The sequence below is a fragment of the Pseudomonas sp. P105 genome (assembly GCF_032614175.1).
GTDB lineage: Bacteria > Pseudomonadota > Gammaproteobacteria > Pseudomonadales > Pseudomonadaceae > Aquipseudomonas > Aquipseudomonas rhizophila.
In genome coordinates this window covers 2981253-2997889 of record NZ_CP126693.1, presented here as the reverse complement: position 1 = coordinate 2997889, position 16637 = coordinate 2981253, and the positions used below count along the sequence as shown (strand labels likewise).

The following is a 16637-nucleotide window of genomic DNA, read 5'->3' as shown; positions in this document are numbered from 1 at the left end:
GAATGACAAGCGAGACAAAAAAAGGGGACAGGCGTCAGACAGTATTTTTGCGAAGCGTCAATGTGACCCAGTATCGGGTGCGCGTTTGCACGTGCACCGGCAGGCTGGCCGAGAGCAACGCGAGGATTCGATCGGTGTTTTCCAGACGGAAGCTGCCGGTCACCCGCAGCGACTCCAGGGCGGGGTCCCAACGCAATAAACCTGAGCGATAACGGCCCAGCTCACGGAGAAAATCCCCCAGCGGCTGGTTCTGCGCCACAAGTACACCGTCACGCCAACCCAACTGCGCTACGTCGAACGCCCCCACCGGTCCGGCGCCCGAGGCCAAGAGGTTGACCTGCTCGCCTTCCTTCAGTGTCAGCATTGGCCCGCGCAACGGTTGCAGTTGCACCGAACCACTGAGGACCGACACCCGGCAACTGCGCTCATTCAGGCGTACGCAGACCTCGCTACGGCTGACGGAGATCAGGCCGAACGGTGCCTGAATGGCCAATGGCGCAGGGCCCTGGACATTGAGGGCCATCTCCCCTTGCACCAGCACCAGGCGTCGAGCCTTGAGGTCCAGGTCCAGGGCGCTGTCGGTATTCAACTGCAAGGCGCTGCCGTCGGCCAGCGACCAGCGCCGCTGTTCGCCCGTGGCCGTGTGCAGGTCGGCGCGCCAGACCTCCAGCGGCAGCTCTCGCCCCAGCCACCAGGCCGTGGGCACCAACGCGGCGACGCCGAGCGCACGCTTGAGCACCGCCCGACGGGGCAAGGCCGGGCGATCCAGGGTCGCCATACCCAATGAAGTCGGCACCCCGGCGAAACGCTGGCGCAATCGCTGGGCTTTTTGCCAGGCGGCCTCGTGGTGGGCGCTGCTGTCGCGCCAACGTTTCAGCGCGGCGCAATCGAAGTCATCCCCGCCAGACTCCATCATGGCCAGCCAGCGAGCCGCCGCCCGGGCGACTTCGCGAGCTTCAGGCGAAGGGGCCTGGCGCATCAAAAGTCCACCAACAGGCAATGCTCATAAGCCTGGGCCATGTAGCGCTTGATGGTGCGCTCCGACACCTGCATGCGCTCGGCGATTTCACGGTAGCCCAGGCCTTCGAGCTGGCTCCACAAAAAAGCCCGCCGCACCAGAGCCGGCAGGCCATCAAGCAATTCATCCAGGGCTTGCAACGTTTCCAGCAGCAGCCAACGCTGCTCCGGGGACGGTACGCACGCTGGGGGCAAGCTCGCCAAGGCGTCGAGGTAAGCCTGCTCCAGGTTGCGGCGCGCGTAAAAGTTGCTCAACAGACGCTTGCCGACTGTCAGCAGATAAGCGCGTGGTTCGTGCAGATCGGCCAATGGCTGAGCGCTGGACAGTACCCGCAGGAACGTATCCTGGCGCAGGTCCGCGGCATCCCAGGCATTGCCCATGCGTCGTCTCAACCAGCCTTCCAGCCAGCCACCGTGGTCTCGGTACAGCGCGTGCAAGGAACGCTCCGTTGGCGTAGCTGCATCAGACATGTCAAGAAGCCTTGTGCAAGGAATACATTAAATGAGAGTGATTCTAATTAATGTTCCCGCACGAATCCAACTTCTTTATCGAACCGCTCTGTTAATGACACTGGCCTATCGTTTTTTGCCAGCCTGCCAAACGGGTGGTTCGCCCCCCAACGCAGCCAGGGACGAACTCATTTGTTCAAACGGCCTCAGTGGCTGGCATGCAGTTGCTTCTGGACTTGCGGCATGGCCGAGGAGTGGTGGTTAAGGATCTTCCATTGACCGTCAATGCGTTCATAGATAAAGGTGTAGCGCGCCTGAACCTCGCGCTTGGAGCCGTCGGCGTTGGTCAGGGCAAAGGTATAGACACCACTGTCCATCGCCGCGTCAGGTCCCAGGTGACGGATTTCCCGATAGTTGATCTGCCCCACCGGCTTGCCGGCCAGGAAGTGTTCAAAGTAATCCTGAATCAGTGCCGCCGTGTTGCGCACCTGGTTGGATACGGTGGGCTGCAATATCGCATCCGGCGCATACAGGCTGGTTACTGCAGCAGCGTTGCCGGTTTTGAGGGCCGCGTTCCAACGGTCGAACAATGCGGCGATTTCACGGTCATTCTGATTCTGTGGCTGCTCGGCTACGGTGCGATAAACGTATGGCGTTGTTTCAAGTGCCAGGGCCAAGGGTGTGGTCAGCATGAAAAAAGCGGCAGCGGCGAAGGTTTTCAGTTTCATCGTAACGTTCCTGTGGGTTTCAATGAGCCGACTTTGCCGGGCCTGGCGGCCTTCGCCATCGGCCAACCGGTGCCGATTGCCTATGCCGTTCGGCAGATAGGCCCGGTGCTGATGACACGCTCTAATACCGCCACGCCGACCGGTCCCATCCACGCTGGAGCCCTATCATGCAAAGCCCACCCCATGACCCCGGCAGTGCCCTGGCCATCCGAACCCAATATCGCCAGTCGCAAAGTCGTGCCGCACGCCTGCGCCTGCTGTTGGGCACCGGCCATGAACTGACGCAACTGCCCCTGTCGGCGATGCGCCAGCGCGCAGTGCAACGAGCGTGCGCATTCATGGCCATGGATCATGGCCTGCTGCTGGAGTGGGCGGCGGACACCACGTTTCGCACCATCGCCAGCCATGGCAGCCAAGAACGGCTCGATCTGCTTGCCAACCTGGCTCAGCCGCCGTCAGCCGAGCCACAATGGCTGGAGTACCCTGGCAGCGCCCTGCCCCAGGTCTTGCGCGTTCCGTTGCGTGGCTCCGACGGTGTGGTGTTCGGGGCTTTATTGCTGGGCAACGGCGTAGCCCTGGGCACGCCGGACAACGAGGATATTGAGTCACTGCAATTGCTGGCGACCCTGCTGGCTGCCCATCTGGAAAACAGTCGTCTGCTCGAAGCGTTGCAGGCCCGCGAACGCACCATGTCCGAGCTGGTCCATCGACTGTTCAGCGCCCAGGAAGACGAACGCAAGCGTGTGGCCTACGACCTGCATGATGGTCTGGCACAGAACCTGGCCGGCCTGCATCAGCGCCTGCAGGGGTTCGCCGGTCGCTGCCCGCCTCTGCCGCCGGCCCTGGCGAACGACTTGCAGGCCATCCTCGATCTCGCCCGGGGTTGTGTCGGCGAAGGCCGGCAGTTGATCGGCGGTCTGCGTCCCCATGCGCTGGATGACTTCGGTCTGTACAAAGCCGTCGACAAGGAAGCCGACCGCCTGCGGGATGCAGGCCTGTCGGTGGACTGGGCCGAGCACAGCGCCGCTCGCCTGCCGGGCAACACCGAAATCGCCTTGTTCCGCATTGCCCAGGAAGGCATCAACAACATTCTCAAGCACGCCCGGGCCAGCCATGTACGCCTGGGATTGATGGTGAGCGACGACCGGGCCTCGCTGCGGGTCGAAGACAATGGCCGTGGTTTTGCTCTGGAACAACCCATCGAGACCAATGGCACCTGCCATCTGGGCCTGGCGGCCATGCAGGAACGAGCCAGCCTGCTGGGCGGCCACCTGAGCTGTTTCAGCCAGCCCGATGGCGGCACCCGTTTGCTGGCCAGCGTCCCCCTACCCACCCACGGAACACACTCATGACGTCCCCTTTACGCCTGCTTTTGGCCGATGATCACGAAGTGACCCGCACCGGTTTTATCAGCATGCTGGCCGGCAGCCCGGGGTTCGAAGTCGTCGGCCAGGCCAGCGACGGCCAGGAAGCCCTCGATCTGTGCGAGCGGCTGCAACCGGACATCGCCATTCTCGACATTCGCATGCCGGTGCTCAATGGTCTGGGGGCGGCGCGCATCCTGCAGCAGCGCCAGCCGGGGATCAAAGTGGTGATCTTCACCATGGACGACAGCCCTGATCACCTTGAAGCCGCCATCGGCGCGGGCGCGGTCGGTTATCTGCTCAAGGATGCCAGCCGCGATGAAGTGCTGGACGCCCTCAAACGGGTCGCCCAGGGCGAAGAGGCCCTGAACAGTTCGGTCAGTGCGCGCCTGCTGCGGCGCATGGCCGAGCGCGGTGCCAGTGGCGCTACCCCGGTCCAGGCCCTGACAGCCCGCGAGCGCCAGGTGTTGGGGCTGGTGGCCGGCGGCTTCAGCAACCGTGAAATCGGCGAAAAACTCGGCATCGCCCCCGGCACCGCCAAGGCCCACGTGGAGCGCGTCATCGGCAAGTTGGGAGCCGCCGATCGAACCCAGGCCGCCGTGCGCGGTGTTGCCCTGGGGTTGGTGGCACAACCCAGCGGGCAATGGCCATGAGATTCCTCGCCGCCCGCCGCTGGGCCAACCTGCCATTGCGGGGCAAGGCATTGGTGGTCATTTCCCTGCCCCTGGTGGTGCTGTTGCTGTCGCTGGTGCTGATCTACATCACCGAACGCCAGACCGCCCGGGCCGAAGAAGACGTGCGCCGGGTGCTGCTGGTCCAGGGCGATATCCAGACGGTGCATACCCTGCTGGCCGAAGCCGCAGCCAGCGTGCGCGGTTACCTGCTGACCCGGCGCGAAGACTTCCTGCCCAGCTACGAACAGGCCACGCCGCTGATCAAGGCCGCGTTGCAACGGTTGGACCACAACATCCGCGACGCCCGGATGCGCGAGCGCCTCAAGACCATCACCCCACTGATCGCAGAAAAACTCGATGGGCTGGATGCCTTGCGCAACGGCAAGGCCGATGACACAGCGGCCATCACGACGATTCTGATCGAAAACAAACACGTCCTGGACGTGCTGCGCGAGCAGATCAACGCGATGCGTATACGTGAGGACGCCCTGCTCGCCGACCGCAGTGCCGCCGCCTCGGCCACGCGCATGCGCCTGTTGTTCGCCACGCTACTGGCGGCGCTGTGCGGGCTGCTTGGCGCCATCGTGGCGGTGCTGTTCCTGTCCAAGGGCATTGTCGCCCGCGTGCAACAGGTGCAAGGCAACGCTCAGCGCCTGGCCTTGGGTCAACCGTTGCTGCCGCAACCGCCGGAGCAGGACGAAATCGGCCAGTTGGGCACTCGTCTGGTAGAGGCCGGGCAGTTGCTTGCCGAACGCGAGCGGGCTCTGCGGGATAACGAAGAACGCTTGCGACTGATCATCGATGGGGTGAAGGACTACGGCATCTTTGCGCTGGACGCCCAAGGCCATGTCATTACCTGGAACGCCGGTGCCGAGCGGATCAAGGGTTACACCGAACAGGAAATCCTCGGCCGGCATTTTTCGTTGTTCTATCTGAGCGAAGAATGCCCGGCGCACCCGGACATGGCGCTGCACGAAGCCGCCCGTGACGGTCATTACATGGAAGAAGGCTGGCGCTGTCGCAAGGACGGCAGCCGCTTCTGGGCCAGTGTGGTCATCACTGCCCAGTACGACAGTACCGGCACCCTGCGCGGGTTTTCCAAGATCACCCGCGACATCACTGACCGCCGCGCCGCCGAGATCGCCCTGCGCACCGCCCGTGAAGAAGCCGAAAGCGCCAGCCGCGCCAAGAGCGAATTTCTTTCGCGCATGAGCCACGAACTGCGCACCCCCCTGAACGCCATACTCGGCTTCGCGCAACTGCTGGACATGGACTCCAGCGCCGGCCAGCGCCCACAGGTCAGTCACATCCTGCGCGCCGGTCAGCATCTGCTGGCATTGATCAACGAGGTGCTGGACATTGCCCGGATCGAGGCCGGTCGTCTGCCGCTGAACATTGAGCCGATTGCCTTGACGACGGTGTTGCATGAAGCCCTGACGCTGGTTTCACCCATGGCGGCCGACGCCGGGATTCAGTTAGCCGAGCTGGCGCCGCTACCCGACAGCAGCGGTGTGCTGGCCGACCGTCAACGCCTGGTGCAGGTGCTGCTCAATCTGTTGTCCAACGCCATCAAGTACAACCGGCCCGGCGGTGAAGTGCGCATTGAAGTGACGGCCCAGGGGCCGCGAGTCAGCATTGCCGTCAGCGACACCGGGCATGGCATTGCCCCTGAGCAGCTTGACCGGTTGTTCAAGCCGTTCGAGCGCCTGGGTGCCGATCCACAGGTCGAGGGCACCGGTCTTGGGCTGTCCTTGAGCAAGAGCCTGCTGGAAATGATGCAAGGCAGCCTGCAGGTCCACAGCGAGCCGGGGCAAGGTTGTTGTTTTACCCTGCAATTGCCCGGTGCCCGGGTGGAACACGCCCGCTTGCCCCCCATCGTCGCGCTGAAGGCACCGCGTCCGTCAGTCGAATATCACGGCAAGATACTGTGCATCGAAGACAACCTGTCGAGCCTGGCGCTGATCGAGACCCTGATGCAGCGACGTCCGGGTATTCAACTGCTGTCGAGCATGCAAGGCCAGTTGGGCCTGGACCTGGCTCGCCAGCACGCCCCGCAGTTGATCCTGCTGGACGTGACCCTGCCGGACCTGACAGGCCTGGAGGTGCTGCGCCGCTTGCGGCAATCGGCGGCTACGGCGTCCACACCGGTACTGATGATCACCGCCGATGCCAGCGACCTGACCCACCGTGCCCTGCACGAAGCCGGGGCCACAGCGATCCTGACCAAACCCATTCATATCCAGGCCTTTCTCGGCCACCTTGAACGTTATTTACCGGAGCCCGCATGAATCGCGATTTGCGCATCCTGATCGTTGACGATCAGCGCCCCAACCTGGACCTGATGGAGCAGTTGCTGGCTCGCGAAGGGCTGCACAACGTATTGAGCAGCACCGAGCCTTTGCGCACCCTCGACCTGTTCAACAGTTTTGAGCCTGACCTGGTGATCCTGGACCTGCACATGCCGGCATTCGATGGCTTCGCCGTGCTGGAGCAGCTCAACCGGCGCATCCCGGCAAACGACTACCTGCCGATCCTGGTGCTGACCGCCGACGCCACCCGCGACACCCGCCTGCGCGCCCTGGCGCTGGGCGCCCGGGACTTCATCAGCAAACCCCTGGATGCGCTGGAAACCATGCTACGCATCTGGAATCTGCTGGAAACACGGGCGCTCTATAAGGCGTTGCGCGAGCTGGTTCCATCGCAGCAGATCGAACTGTTGCGCCAGCACCGGCCGGCCGCCGGCGCGGTTTAGTCCGATTACGCCGGGCCGCAACAGGCTCGGGTTCTATTCGATGCGGTAGTGAAAGGTATTGCGCACCGCCGGCACTGTCACGGCCTGGCCGTCGACGATCCGCGGCTGATAACGGAAGGTCTGGGCCGCAGTCAGCGAGGGTCGGATGAACAACGGATGGCAGCCATCCAGCACCTTGGGGTTGTCGATTCGCCCGTCCGGCTTGACGCTGTACTCCACCGTGCAATCGCCTTCCAACCCTTTGTCCAAAGCCCGTTGCGGATAATCCGGGGCCTCTTTGCTCAGGGGTTGATAGTGGCGACTGTCGGCGGCGGCCAGGCGCGCCTGTTCGGCTTGGCGTTGCCGGGCGAGCGCCTGGGCCTGTTGAGCCGCTTGGCGCTGTCGTTCGGCGGCCTGTTGCTCGGCTTCCTGCTGACGTCGCTGGTTCTCCAGACGCTCGCGCTGCTGCTGGGCCTGTTGCTCGGCCTGCTGCTCGCGCTTTTGCTCCTCGACCCGTTTACGCGCCAGGGTTGCCTGCTCCAGTTTCTGCGCCTGGAGCCTTGGATCAACCGCAGGTTTGCTCGGCGCCGGGCGTGGCGCTTGCACTGGAGCCGGCGTGGCTTCGACCGGTTCTGGGGCGACCTCTGCCACGGCGGTCGGCGCAGGCGCTTCAGGCACAGGCAGCGGTGGCAACATCACCAGTTGCGTGCGCAGTACCCGCGGCGTTTCGACGGTCGGTTTCTCTACGGTCCAGCCCAGCACCAGCAATGCCGCGACAACCGCGTGCAAGGCCACGGCGAGTCCTGCTGCCAGGCTGTTCCTCCAGAAACCACTGCCGGACACCGTGGGTAAACCCAAGGATGGACTGTGCATGATCATCGCCGTCATCGGGGTGCCTCGGTCACCAGCCCAAGGTTGCTCACCCCGCCCTGCTGCAAAGCGGCCATGGCGGCCACGACACGACCGTAGTCGGCGTGGTCGTCGGCACGGATATACACCTGGGTATCGCTGCGCTCGGCGACAACCTGGGCCACTTTGGCGCGCATCTGATCCAGGTCCACGGCGCTGTCGGTCTGGCTTTGGGTGTCCAGTTCAGCACCCAGGTTCCAGTAGTAACCGCCCTCGGCCTTAACAGACAGGGTCAGGATCTGTTGGCGGCTATCGTTGGCCAATGCCTGGCTGGCGACCTTGGGCAGCTCGATTTTCACGCCTTGGGTCAGCATGGGTGCCGTGACCATGAAGATCACCAGCAGCACCAGCATCACATCGATGTAAGGCACCACGTTCATTTCGGCCTTGGGCCCGTGCTTGCGTTGCGGCTTGATTAGCATCTGCCCTCTCCTCTCAAGCGGCCGCGGCCAGGTTCACCGGAGCGCCGTGCAGCTTGCGATGCAGGCGTGCCTGCAGCTCGTTGCCGAACGCGTAGTAGCGTGTCAGCAAGGTCTGGCCGCGGGCGGAAAAGCGGTTGTAGGCGATCACCGCAGGAATCGCCGCGAACAGGCCGATGGCAGTGGCGATCAACGCCTCGGCGATGCCCGGCGCCACGGTGGAGAGACTGGCCTGTTGCACCTGGGACAACCCCAGGAAGGCATTCATGATCCCCCAGACCGTGCCGAACAAACCGATGTAAGGGCTGACCGAACCGACCGTGGCGAGAAACTGCAAGCCTTTCTCCAACTGCACCTCCTGCTCGCTGATTGCCACTTGCAGCGAACGCTCCACCCCTTCAAGCACCACCTGTGGGCTGCCGGAGGGCACGTTGAGCTGGGTGAAAGCCTGGAAGCCGGCGTGAAAGATCGGCTCCACGCCGCCCTCTTCCTCGCGCACCTGGGCGGTCTCGCGCAACAGCGCTGGCAAATCGCTGGTGCTGCGAAAACGCTGCATGAAACCCTTGAACTGGCGCTCGGTGCGGCGCAGCACGGTGCTGCGCTGGATGATCAGGTACCAGCTCAGCAGCGAGGCCAGCAGCAGTGTGAGCATGACGGCCTTGACCAGAAGACTCGCATCGCTGATCAGGCCCCAGATTGTCATATGTTCCAGCGTGGCTTGCATGGGTAGAACTCCTGTCTGGCTGCTATTCGATGAAATGTTCATGACCGGTTGATGACAGCGCCGCTCAAGGCAGGCGCAAGGCTTTCGCGACTTCGTTCCAGGGCACGAACTTGAAGTTCTGGGTCTGCTCGGGCATCCGTTTGCGGCCGTCCTGGACCACCAGCATGCCGTCGCTCCAGGGACCGCCAAGGTTGGCCGAAGTGACTTCCAGGCCATCGGTTTCCGAGGCGCCGTCGATGCCCGCGGCGCCGTTCAAGCCGACACGGAACGCACCGCGCACGGCATAAGGCGGTTCGGCATCAAGTAGCACATAGCTGTCGTTGCCCTGGCTTGAGATCACCAGGTAATCGTGGCCGGCGCCTTGGTACAGGGCGATGCCCTCGACGTCGGCATGCAACTGAGGTCCGACCTTGATCACGTTGTCCAATGTCGCCGGCCGGTCGGCCCGGGCATCCACCGCCCAGACTCCGACGTCTTCTTCACCGAGAAACAGCCGCTGGCGCCGGTCATCGGCGACGCACCCTTCAGGCTGGCTGTCGACGCTGAACTGGCGCACCAACTGCCCTTTCACCACGCCGTCCGGGGCGCTGAGGCGGTACTGCAAATATCGCCCGTCCTTGCCATTGGCGAAGGCATACAGTTCGCCCTCAACCGGCTGGAACAGGCAGATGCCGTAGATTTCCTTGAGTGGCGTAGGGATCTCGCCGGCCTCGCGCAGTTCGCCGCTGACCCGGTCGATGCTGAACAGGCTGAGACTGTTGCGGTCGCGATTGCTGGCGACTGCCAGATCGACGGTTTGCGTACCCAGCTTGAAGTTGCCGCGCACATCGACGTTGTTGAGCCGGCCCACCGCCAGCTCCTGCAGCAGCTTGCCGTGCAGGTCATACGTCAGCAGGCCTTGCTTCTTGTTGGTGCCCAGCACCCGGCTCAAGGCAGGTGTGGTGGGATGAACCCAGATCGCCGGATCATCCGCCGCGTCGCCCTGGCGCGCCACCGGCTCGCTCTGGCCAATGGCAACCACTGTAGGCAGCACCGGCGGCAGGGACACAGGGGTGGGTTTCCAATTGATTTGGCCCTGATACAGGTGTGCGCTGTCATCGTCGCGCAACAACAGTTCAAGGCCGTTTTTCGTCGCCCGTACCGCCAGATTTTCCGGCTCGTTCAGGCCGGGCAGCGCCAGACGGGCTGTCGAGGTCCAGCCCTGGCCGTCTTGCTGATACAGATGCAGCTGTCGCGCTTGTGGGTCCAGGCCCAGCAACCCGCCTGGTAACGCCGCCAGGTCTCCAGCGGCCTGCTGGATGTCACCGAACGGTGTGCGCATCGCCACGGGTACACGCACGGCATCGGCCTCGGAGGATGCCGGGTAGGCCCACCAGCCGACTTGTTCCTCGTTGACGAACAGTTGATTGGCGCTGTCTTGCACCTGACAGGTCTGGGCATCGGGCGGCAGTGGCAAGCCGCGTACGCGCTGTGCACTGGCGCTCAGGTGCTCGCCGTTGCCCACCAGCCATTGCTCCCCCTTGCCTTCTTCACCCACCAGAAACACAAACAGGTTGCTCGCTTCATCGCGGTACAGGCACAGCCCGTTCACCGGGAAATCTCGCGCAGGAAGGTACAGCGGCGTCCCCCACTGACGTTTATCCGGATCGAGGCTGACCAACAGTGCTTGCTGACGAGTGCTGTCGAGGCTGGCCACCAGAACGTTCGCCCCGAGGGCACGGCTGTCGAGACCTTCGAAGGAGCCCTCCAGGCGTGACAGTTCGCGGCCTTGGGCATCCAGCAACAGCAAGCCTTCACGGGCGCTGGCCAGTCGTTCGCTGGTCCAATGGCCGGGCACGAATCCCAGGGCATTGATCGAGCGTTCCTGTGCCTGAGGCCAGGGTTGCAGCTTCAGGGTTGGGGAAGCCGCCAACGCTGGAACACTTGCCAGGCTGATGAGCATTGCCAACAGGTACTGCTTGGGTAAAAACAAAGCTGTGTTCAACGGAAAAATCCTTGTCATTGAGCCGGGTTCAAACGGGTCTTTTGTCCACCTGCAGGGCGAGGGGATTTTTCCCCTCGCCCTGACGGATCGGCGTCGCGATCTAGAAATGGGTGAAGGTCAGCCCCAGCTTGTAGGTCGGGCCGTATTCTTCGTATTGACCGTTGTAGGCGCGGTGGCCGGTGTAGACGAAATACGACTCGTCGGTGAGGTTCTGGGCTTCCAGGCTCACTTGCAGGTTTTTGGTCAGGGAGTAGCGGGCGCTGAAGTCGACAAAGGTCTGGGCGTCAACGTGCAGGTCATGGTCGCGGTCGCTGATGGACGCCAGCTCATACAGGTAGGCCGACTTGTAATTGGCCGACAGACGCAGGCTCAGCTTGTCGTTTTCCCAACCCAGCATCAGGTTACCCACGGTGTCCGACTGGTTCGGCAGGTCGATGCTGCGCTTGCGTTGTGTTCCGCTGGCCTGATCGAACCCTTCGATCTCGGCGTCCGAGCGACTGAAGGTGGTGTTGGCCCCCAGAAGCAATCCATTCCAGGGGGCTGGCAGCCAGTCGAATTTTTGTGAGTAGGCCAGTTCCAGGCCATAGAGCTTGGCGCTGTCACCATTGGCAAAGCTATGGGCTTCGGAGAAGTCGGCCCAGGCGCCCGTGCCCGCCAGGTCGGTGTTGTAGACGAAGTTCTTGATGTCTTTGTAGAACACGAAAGCCGACACAGTGCCGGCCCGGCCCATGAAATGTTCAATGCCCAGGTCCAGGTTGCTCGACTCCAGGGGTTTGAGGTCCGGGTTGCCGAAGGTCGCCTCGTCATCGTCAATGACAAAACCCGGGGCCAGTTGCCCGAAGGTCGGACGCACCACGGACTTGGTCCAGGCCGCACGCACCTGGGTGTTCTTGTCCAGCTGATAACGCGCGTGCAGGCCCGGCAGCCAGTGGTGATATTTGCGCCGGGTTTGTGTGTCGGTGAACACGCCGTCGGTAACGCCGCTGCCTTTGGCTTCGAACTCCGTGCCTTCATAACGCATGCCGGCGATCAAGCGCCAATCGTCGATGTCCACGGTGTTCATCAGGTAAGCGGCGTTGATGTCTTCGCTCATCTGGAAGTCATTGACCCGCGACTCTTGCGCATCAAAGAAGGCGTCGCGGTCCAGACCACCCAACAATTGTTCAATGGCTCCGGCACTGATGCCTGGACCGTAACGGCCGAGACTGTAATCCACGTTGCCCTTCTGGAATTGTCCGAGGTTCAACTGCTCGTCGGTGAACCCCAGATCGTCGAAATCCTCATAGACCCAGGCGTCGAGATCGTTGTCCTTGTCGCGGCGGCTGACTTTGCCGCCGAATTTGACCTGGGAGGCGTAGCCACTGACGTCATAGTCTCTGGCCAGGTCCAGGCGCAGGTTTTTCTCGGTGTCGGTGGTGTTCTGCTGTTCCCAGTCCACCTTGTCCAGGCTGAAGTTGGCCGGATCATAGAACCCCGAACCAATGATCGGCCGCGGCTTGTCGTTGCCGTAGAAGCCCCCCTCGAAACTGTCGATGCCTTCGAATGTGGCACCGGCGATATGACCGGGGCTGTCCTCGCTGGACTTGCTGTAGCCGCCCTGGCCGCTGAGAGTCCAGAGACCGAACATGCGCTCCCCGCCCAGTACATAGGACTGGATCTCCTGGGTTTCTTCGCGCTGCTTGATCTTGCGCTCGCCTTCTGCGGCACCCAGCTCACCGGCCGCTTGCGGATCTTCGAAAGCCAGGCTGGCGGCATTGCGGGTTTCGCTGTCTTTGTAACGACTGTAAAGCGTGCGCAGGTAGTAGCTGCTCAGATCATCAGGCTTGTAGTCGAAGTTCAGCCCGCCGCCGGCGCGCTCCCGACGGATGTCATAGTCGCGTTGTTCGAACTCTTCCAGTCGTGAGCCTTGCTCGAAATCCCAGGCGCCGCCGGTTTCAACGTTGTCCGAGCCAAAATCGCGCTTCTGCCAGCTCAGCGCTGCTGCAACGCCGAAGTTATCGATGCCGTCGCCCAGGCTGAAACGGTCGCTGATAGCACCAGAGAATTTCGGACTCGTCTGGCCGGTATTCTTGTCGTAGCTGGCTTCGCTGCTGCCGGTGTAGAACAAGCCCTTGTGGTCGAACGCCGAGAGGCTTTTCACGTCGACCGTGCCGCCCAGGGAGTTGGCGTCCATGTCCGGCGTCAGGGTCTTGATCACCGACAGCGACTGCACCAGCTCCGCGGGCAGCACGTCCAGGGCAACGGCCCGGCGCTCGCTTTCCGGTGCCGGTACCAGCGTGCCGTTTATGGTCACGCTGTTGAGGTCTGGCCCCAGGCCCCGCACGCTGACAAAACGACCTTCGCCCTGGTCACGTTCGACGCTGATGCCCGGCAGGCGCTGCACGGCTTCGGCGACGTTTTCATCCGGCAACTGCGCCACGCCGTCGGCATGCACCACGCTCTTGATGCTATCGGCGCTGCGCTGCTCCTTCAGGGCCTGATCGATGCTGGCCGCCTGACCGACCACTTGGACGTGTTCAGTGGTCGTCTGCTCGGCAGCGCTCAGCCGTTCACTGGCAATGGCCATCGCCAACGCGGTGAACGTAAAACCGACGAGCCCGGCAGTGCTTGTGCGGTGATGCATGGTGATCTCCCCCAGGAATCCGAAAATCCGCCAGGCAACGGCCCGGCAACTGGGAGGGCACGCTAGGGGTGGGGGGTGACGGTTCTGTGACAGCGTTTGCCCGCAGGGCCTAAAACACACTGATGTGAGGGGGTTGGCGGACCAGAATGAGCTGAAATGACCTGTTTCCGAGTCGCACAGGCCTTCAGCAGCCGATCACTTTTAGCGAAACGTCGCTGCACACCGCTGTGGGAGCAAAGCTTGCTCGCGATGCAGGCGCCTCGATCCCCTGAAAAACCGAGTCGTCTTCGTCGCGAGCAAGCTTTGCTCCCACAAAATCCCCTCGCCACAATGAGATAAGGGCGATCTCATGCATAAAAATCCGGACAACCAATGAGCTGATTCGACCTCCCCCACCCATTCACCCACCGTCACCGCACTGTCACATCCATCTGCTGTGCTGAGCCGCATTCCGCTTCTGGCAAAGGATTCCGGCCATGTTCTCCGTGCTGCGCCCGCACCGCCTCAAACTCACCCTGCTTCTGCTGGCGGCCAACCTCGGGCTGATGCTCCACCTGGCCAACGGTGAGCTCAAACCGCTGAGTGAGTGGGTCTGGCTGGATATCCTTGGCGAAGGCGGCTCGGCCTTGCTGGCGCTGGTCTGGCTCGGCCTGGTGCTCAAGAGTCGCCCGGCCGGTCGGGTGACCAACTACCTCGTATGGGGCCTGGGTTGCATCTTTTTTTCCTGGTGGATCGACAGCCTCGACGAGTTCATCCGTTTGCCCGACAGCATCACCTGGGACCACTGGCTGGAGTCCGGGCCGATGCCGGTGGGCATGATTCTGCTGACCCTCGGCATCTATCACTGGCACCGGGAACAACTGGCGATCAACGGACAAATGGAAAAGCGTGAACGGTTGTTCCGCGAGCACCGCCTGTTCGACAAACTCACGCCGCTGGGAGGCGCGGACTTTTTCAGACATGAACTGACGAGCAGCCTGGAGGACAGCCGACGCCGCCAGCAGCCCTTGTCATTGCTGGCCCTGGACCTGGACAACTTCACCGCCATCAATCAGCGCTTCGGTCACGGCGAGGGGGATGCGGTGCTGCAAGCCGTCAGCCAGTTGCTGGTGCTGAACCTGCGCCGTCAGGATCTGCTTTGTCGCCTGGCCGGTGATCGCTTTGTGGTCCTGCTGCCCGACACCGGCGAGAGCCAGGCCCGGTATCTGGCCGCAGAACTGGCCCACGCGGTTGGCAGCCTGGCCCACAAGACTCGGCAACACGGCGAGCGCTTGCAACTGGCCGCCAGCACCGCCGTGGTGATGGCATTTGACGAGTCGCCGGAGGCCTTGCTCAAACGCCTCAACCTGACGCTGGCCCGATCCCGTTCCACGTTGAAAAGCGCCTGAGGCCGGCCCATGACCCTCAAGACCTGCTGGTATGAAACCGACAGCCGCTTCATTCCGGGGCACTATCAGCCTGCCGCGCTGATCGATCTGGCACTGTCGCGTGACATCGACAGCCACCGCCTGCTGCGTGGCACAGGGCTGTTCCACGACGATATCCTCGCTGGCCAGAGCCGCATCAGCCCGCAACAGTTTCTTGGCCTGATCGACAACAGCCGACGCCTGCTCGATGCCAGTGACAGCAGTTTCCTGTTTGGCCAGCGGCTGCTGCCGGGGCATTACGGGCCAGCCAGCCATGCGCTACGCCACGCGCAGAATCTGCATCAGGCCCTGGAAACCCTGATTGACCAGCAAGCACTGCTCAGCCCCCTGGCCGCGCCGCGCCTGTTGTTGGACGAGCACTATGCCTACATCCATTGGCTGGACAGTTGCGGTGCGGATGAACAATGGCGCTTCATACTGGAAGCCAGCATGACTTCGATGGTTGCCATGAGTGCATGGCTGAGCGGCGAACGCCTGCCCTGGCAATGCAGCTTTCGCCATGAGGAGCCGCGTTACGTCGAACAGTACTGGGTGCACCTGGGTGAACAGACGCAATTCAATCGGCCGCTGGACCTGATGCGCCTGCCTCGCCACTGTCTGGCCCAGCCCTGGCCCAACGTGTCGGCCACCGCCGGCCAGGTGGCGCGGATCGAAGCCCGAGACCAACTCGATCAACTGGGTTTCGCGGCAAGCTTTCTGGACTGCGTCTACGACTACCTGCACAGCCATGTGCAGCAGACGCCCAGCCTGGAACAGATCGCCCAGGCTTTCGCCATGAGCCCGGCGACGCTCAAGCGCAAGCTGCACAAGCACCATACCGGGTTCCAGCAACAGGTGGACCGGGTGCACACCCATGTGGCGTTGTACTTGTACCAGGTCAAGGGGTTCAGCAACGAGGAAGTGGCGCAGTACCTGAACTTCAACGACACAGCGAATTTTCGCCGCTCGTTCAAGCGCTGGACCGGCAGTACGCCGAATCTGATCCGGCAGTTGCTGATGTTGGGGTGAGGAAATTTAGCGAAACTTCGCACCATTGTGGGAGCAAGGCTTGCTCCCACAGATAAATTCCCTGTGGGTTCAGTGCCCACGAATGTAATGCTCCAGCTGCCGGATCAAATCCGCCTGCTCGACAATCGCCTCTTTCACCAGATCGCCAATGGACAACAACCCCATCAACTGGCCGTTATCCAGCACCGGCAAGTGTCGCAGGTGGCTGTCGGTCATGACTTCCATGCAGCGGTCGATGCTCTGCTGGCTATCGGCGGTGACCACGGGAGCACTCATGACGGTGCGTACCGAAGTGCCCACCGAGGAGCGTCCCTGCAACACCAGCTTGCGCGCATAGTCACGCTCGCTGAACACGCCAACCACCTGACCGTGTTCGATCACCGGCAACGCGCCGACGTTTTTCTCGGCCATGATCTGCAGCGCTTCGAGCACGGTCTGCTCCGGCGCGATGCTGTGAACCTGCTGGTTCTGCACAGTCTTGAGTCTTACCAGTTGAGCGGCTGTTTTCATTGTTGATTCCCAACTTCAGTTAAAGGCAAGCCAATGCACTTAAATTGCCTGATTCGTTGTGGCGCCGGG

General features: G+C 62.5%; 15 protein-coding genes. 6 read left to right on the top strand and 9 right to left on the bottom strand.

Features of this window, described 5'->3' with window-relative positions; translation table 11 throughout:
* Positions 1-34 precede the first annotated feature (34 nt).
* The 3 genes from QOM08_RS13540 to QOM08_RS13530 form a co-directional block, all read right to left on the bottom strand.
* On the bottom strand, positions 35-979 hold the full coding sequence (locus QOM08_RS13540) for a FecR family protein (protein ID WP_316913173.1): 945 nt from the start codon (positions 977-979) through the stop codon (positions 35-37).
* The gene (locus QOM08_RS13535; RefSeq protein ID WP_047226506.1) at positions 979-1488 is read right to left on the bottom strand and encodes a sigma-70 family RNA polymerase sigma factor; all 510 of its coding nucleotides are present in this window, start codon (positions 1486-1488) and stop codon (positions 979-981) included. The genes QOM08_RS13540 and QOM08_RS13535 overlap by 1 nt, the downstream gene beginning before the upstream one ends.
* A 185-nt stretch (positions 1489-1673) precedes the next feature.
* Positions 1674-2195 (bottom strand): SgcJ/EcaC family oxidoreductase, encoded by a 522-nt coding sequence (locus tag QOM08_RS13530; RefSeq protein ID WP_047226507.1) that lies wholly within the window; start codon positions 2193-2195, stop codon positions 1674-1676.
* A 167-nt stretch (positions 2196-2362) separates the two neighbouring features.
* Here QOM08_RS13530 and QOM08_RS13525 point away from each other — a divergent pair, with 167 nt between their 5' ends.
* From QOM08_RS13525 to QOM08_RS13510, 4 genes are read left to right on the top strand one after another with little or no spacing between them, the layout of a single operon-like run.
* Entirely contained in the window at positions 2363-3547 is a 1185-nt protein-coding gene (locus QOM08_RS13525; protein WP_047226508.1) for a sensor histidine kinase, read from the top strand.
* Positions 3544-4212: a response regulator gene (locus QOM08_RS13520; RefSeq protein WP_047226509.1), complete on the top strand. Its 669-nt coding sequence runs from the start codon at positions 3544-3546 to the stop codon at positions 4210-4212. Before QOM08_RS13525 ends, QOM08_RS13520 begins: the two co-directional genes overlap by 4 nt.
* Complete coding sequence (locus tag QOM08_RS13515; protein WP_076384926.1) at positions 4209-6521, top strand: ATP-binding protein; 2313 nt, start codon at positions 4209-4211, stop codon at positions 6519-6521. The genes QOM08_RS13520 and QOM08_RS13515 overlap by 4 nt, the downstream gene beginning before the upstream one ends.
* Complete coding sequence (locus QOM08_RS13510) at positions 6518-6985, top strand: response regulator (protein ID WP_047226511.1); 468 nt, start codon at positions 6518-6520, stop codon at positions 6983-6985. The genes QOM08_RS13515 and QOM08_RS13510 overlap by 4 nt, the downstream gene beginning before the upstream one ends.
* Before the next feature lie 33 nt (positions 6986-7018).
* Here the strand turns inward: QOM08_RS13510 and QOM08_RS13505 are convergent, their stop codons facing one another.
* The 5 genes from QOM08_RS13505 to QOM08_RS13485 form a co-directional block, all read right to left on the bottom strand.
* A complete protein-coding gene (locus tag QOM08_RS13505; protein ID WP_316913172.1) occupies positions 7019-7852 on the bottom strand; it encodes a TonB family protein in 834 nt (277 codons plus the stop codon).
* Complete coding sequence (gene tolR / locus QOM08_RS13500; protein WP_316913171.1) at positions 7849-8295, bottom strand: protein TolR; 447 nt, start codon at positions 8293-8295, stop codon at positions 7849-7851. Before tolR ends, QOM08_RS13505 begins: the two co-directional genes overlap by 4 nt.
* Positions 8296-8308: 13 nt before the next feature.
* On the bottom strand, positions 8309-9016 hold the full coding sequence (gene tolQ, locus QOM08_RS13495; RefSeq protein ID WP_076384930.1) for a protein TolQ: 708 nt from the start codon (positions 9014-9016) through the stop codon (positions 8309-8311).
* A gap of 64 nt (positions 9017-9080) precedes the next feature.
* Entirely contained in the window at positions 9081-11018 is a 1938-nt protein-coding gene (locus tag QOM08_RS13490; protein ID WP_316913170.1) for a phytase, read from the bottom strand.
* 82 nt (positions 11019-11100) lie between these two features.
* Positions 11101-13623 (bottom strand): TonB-dependent receptor, encoded by a 2523-nt coding sequence (locus tag QOM08_RS13485; protein ID WP_047226516.1) that lies wholly within the window; start codon positions 13621-13623, stop codon positions 11101-11103.
* Between the two features lie 476 nt (positions 13624-14099).
* On the opposite strand from QOM08_RS13485, the gene QOM08_RS13480 reads away from it, so the two are divergent.
* Together QOM08_RS13480 and QOM08_RS13475 are read left to right on the top strand one after the other, a co-directional pair.
* A complete protein-coding gene (locus QOM08_RS13480; protein ID WP_160892667.1) occupies positions 14100-15011 on the top strand; it encodes a GGDEF domain-containing protein in 912 nt (303 codons plus the stop codon).
* A 9-nt stretch (positions 15012-15020) separates the two neighbouring features.
* Positions 15021-16058: an AraC family transcriptional regulator gene (locus QOM08_RS13475; protein ID WP_047226519.1), complete on the top strand. Its 1038-nt coding sequence runs from the start codon at positions 15021-15023 to the stop codon at positions 16056-16058.
* Between the two features lie 69 nt (positions 16059-16127).
* Here the strand turns inward: QOM08_RS13475 and QOM08_RS13470 are convergent, their stop codons facing one another.
* Complete coding sequence (locus QOM08_RS13470; protein WP_274090412.1) at positions 16128-16568, bottom strand: CBS domain-containing protein; 441 nt, start codon at positions 16566-16568, stop codon at positions 16128-16130.
* Positions 16569-16637 lie beyond the last annotated feature (69 nt).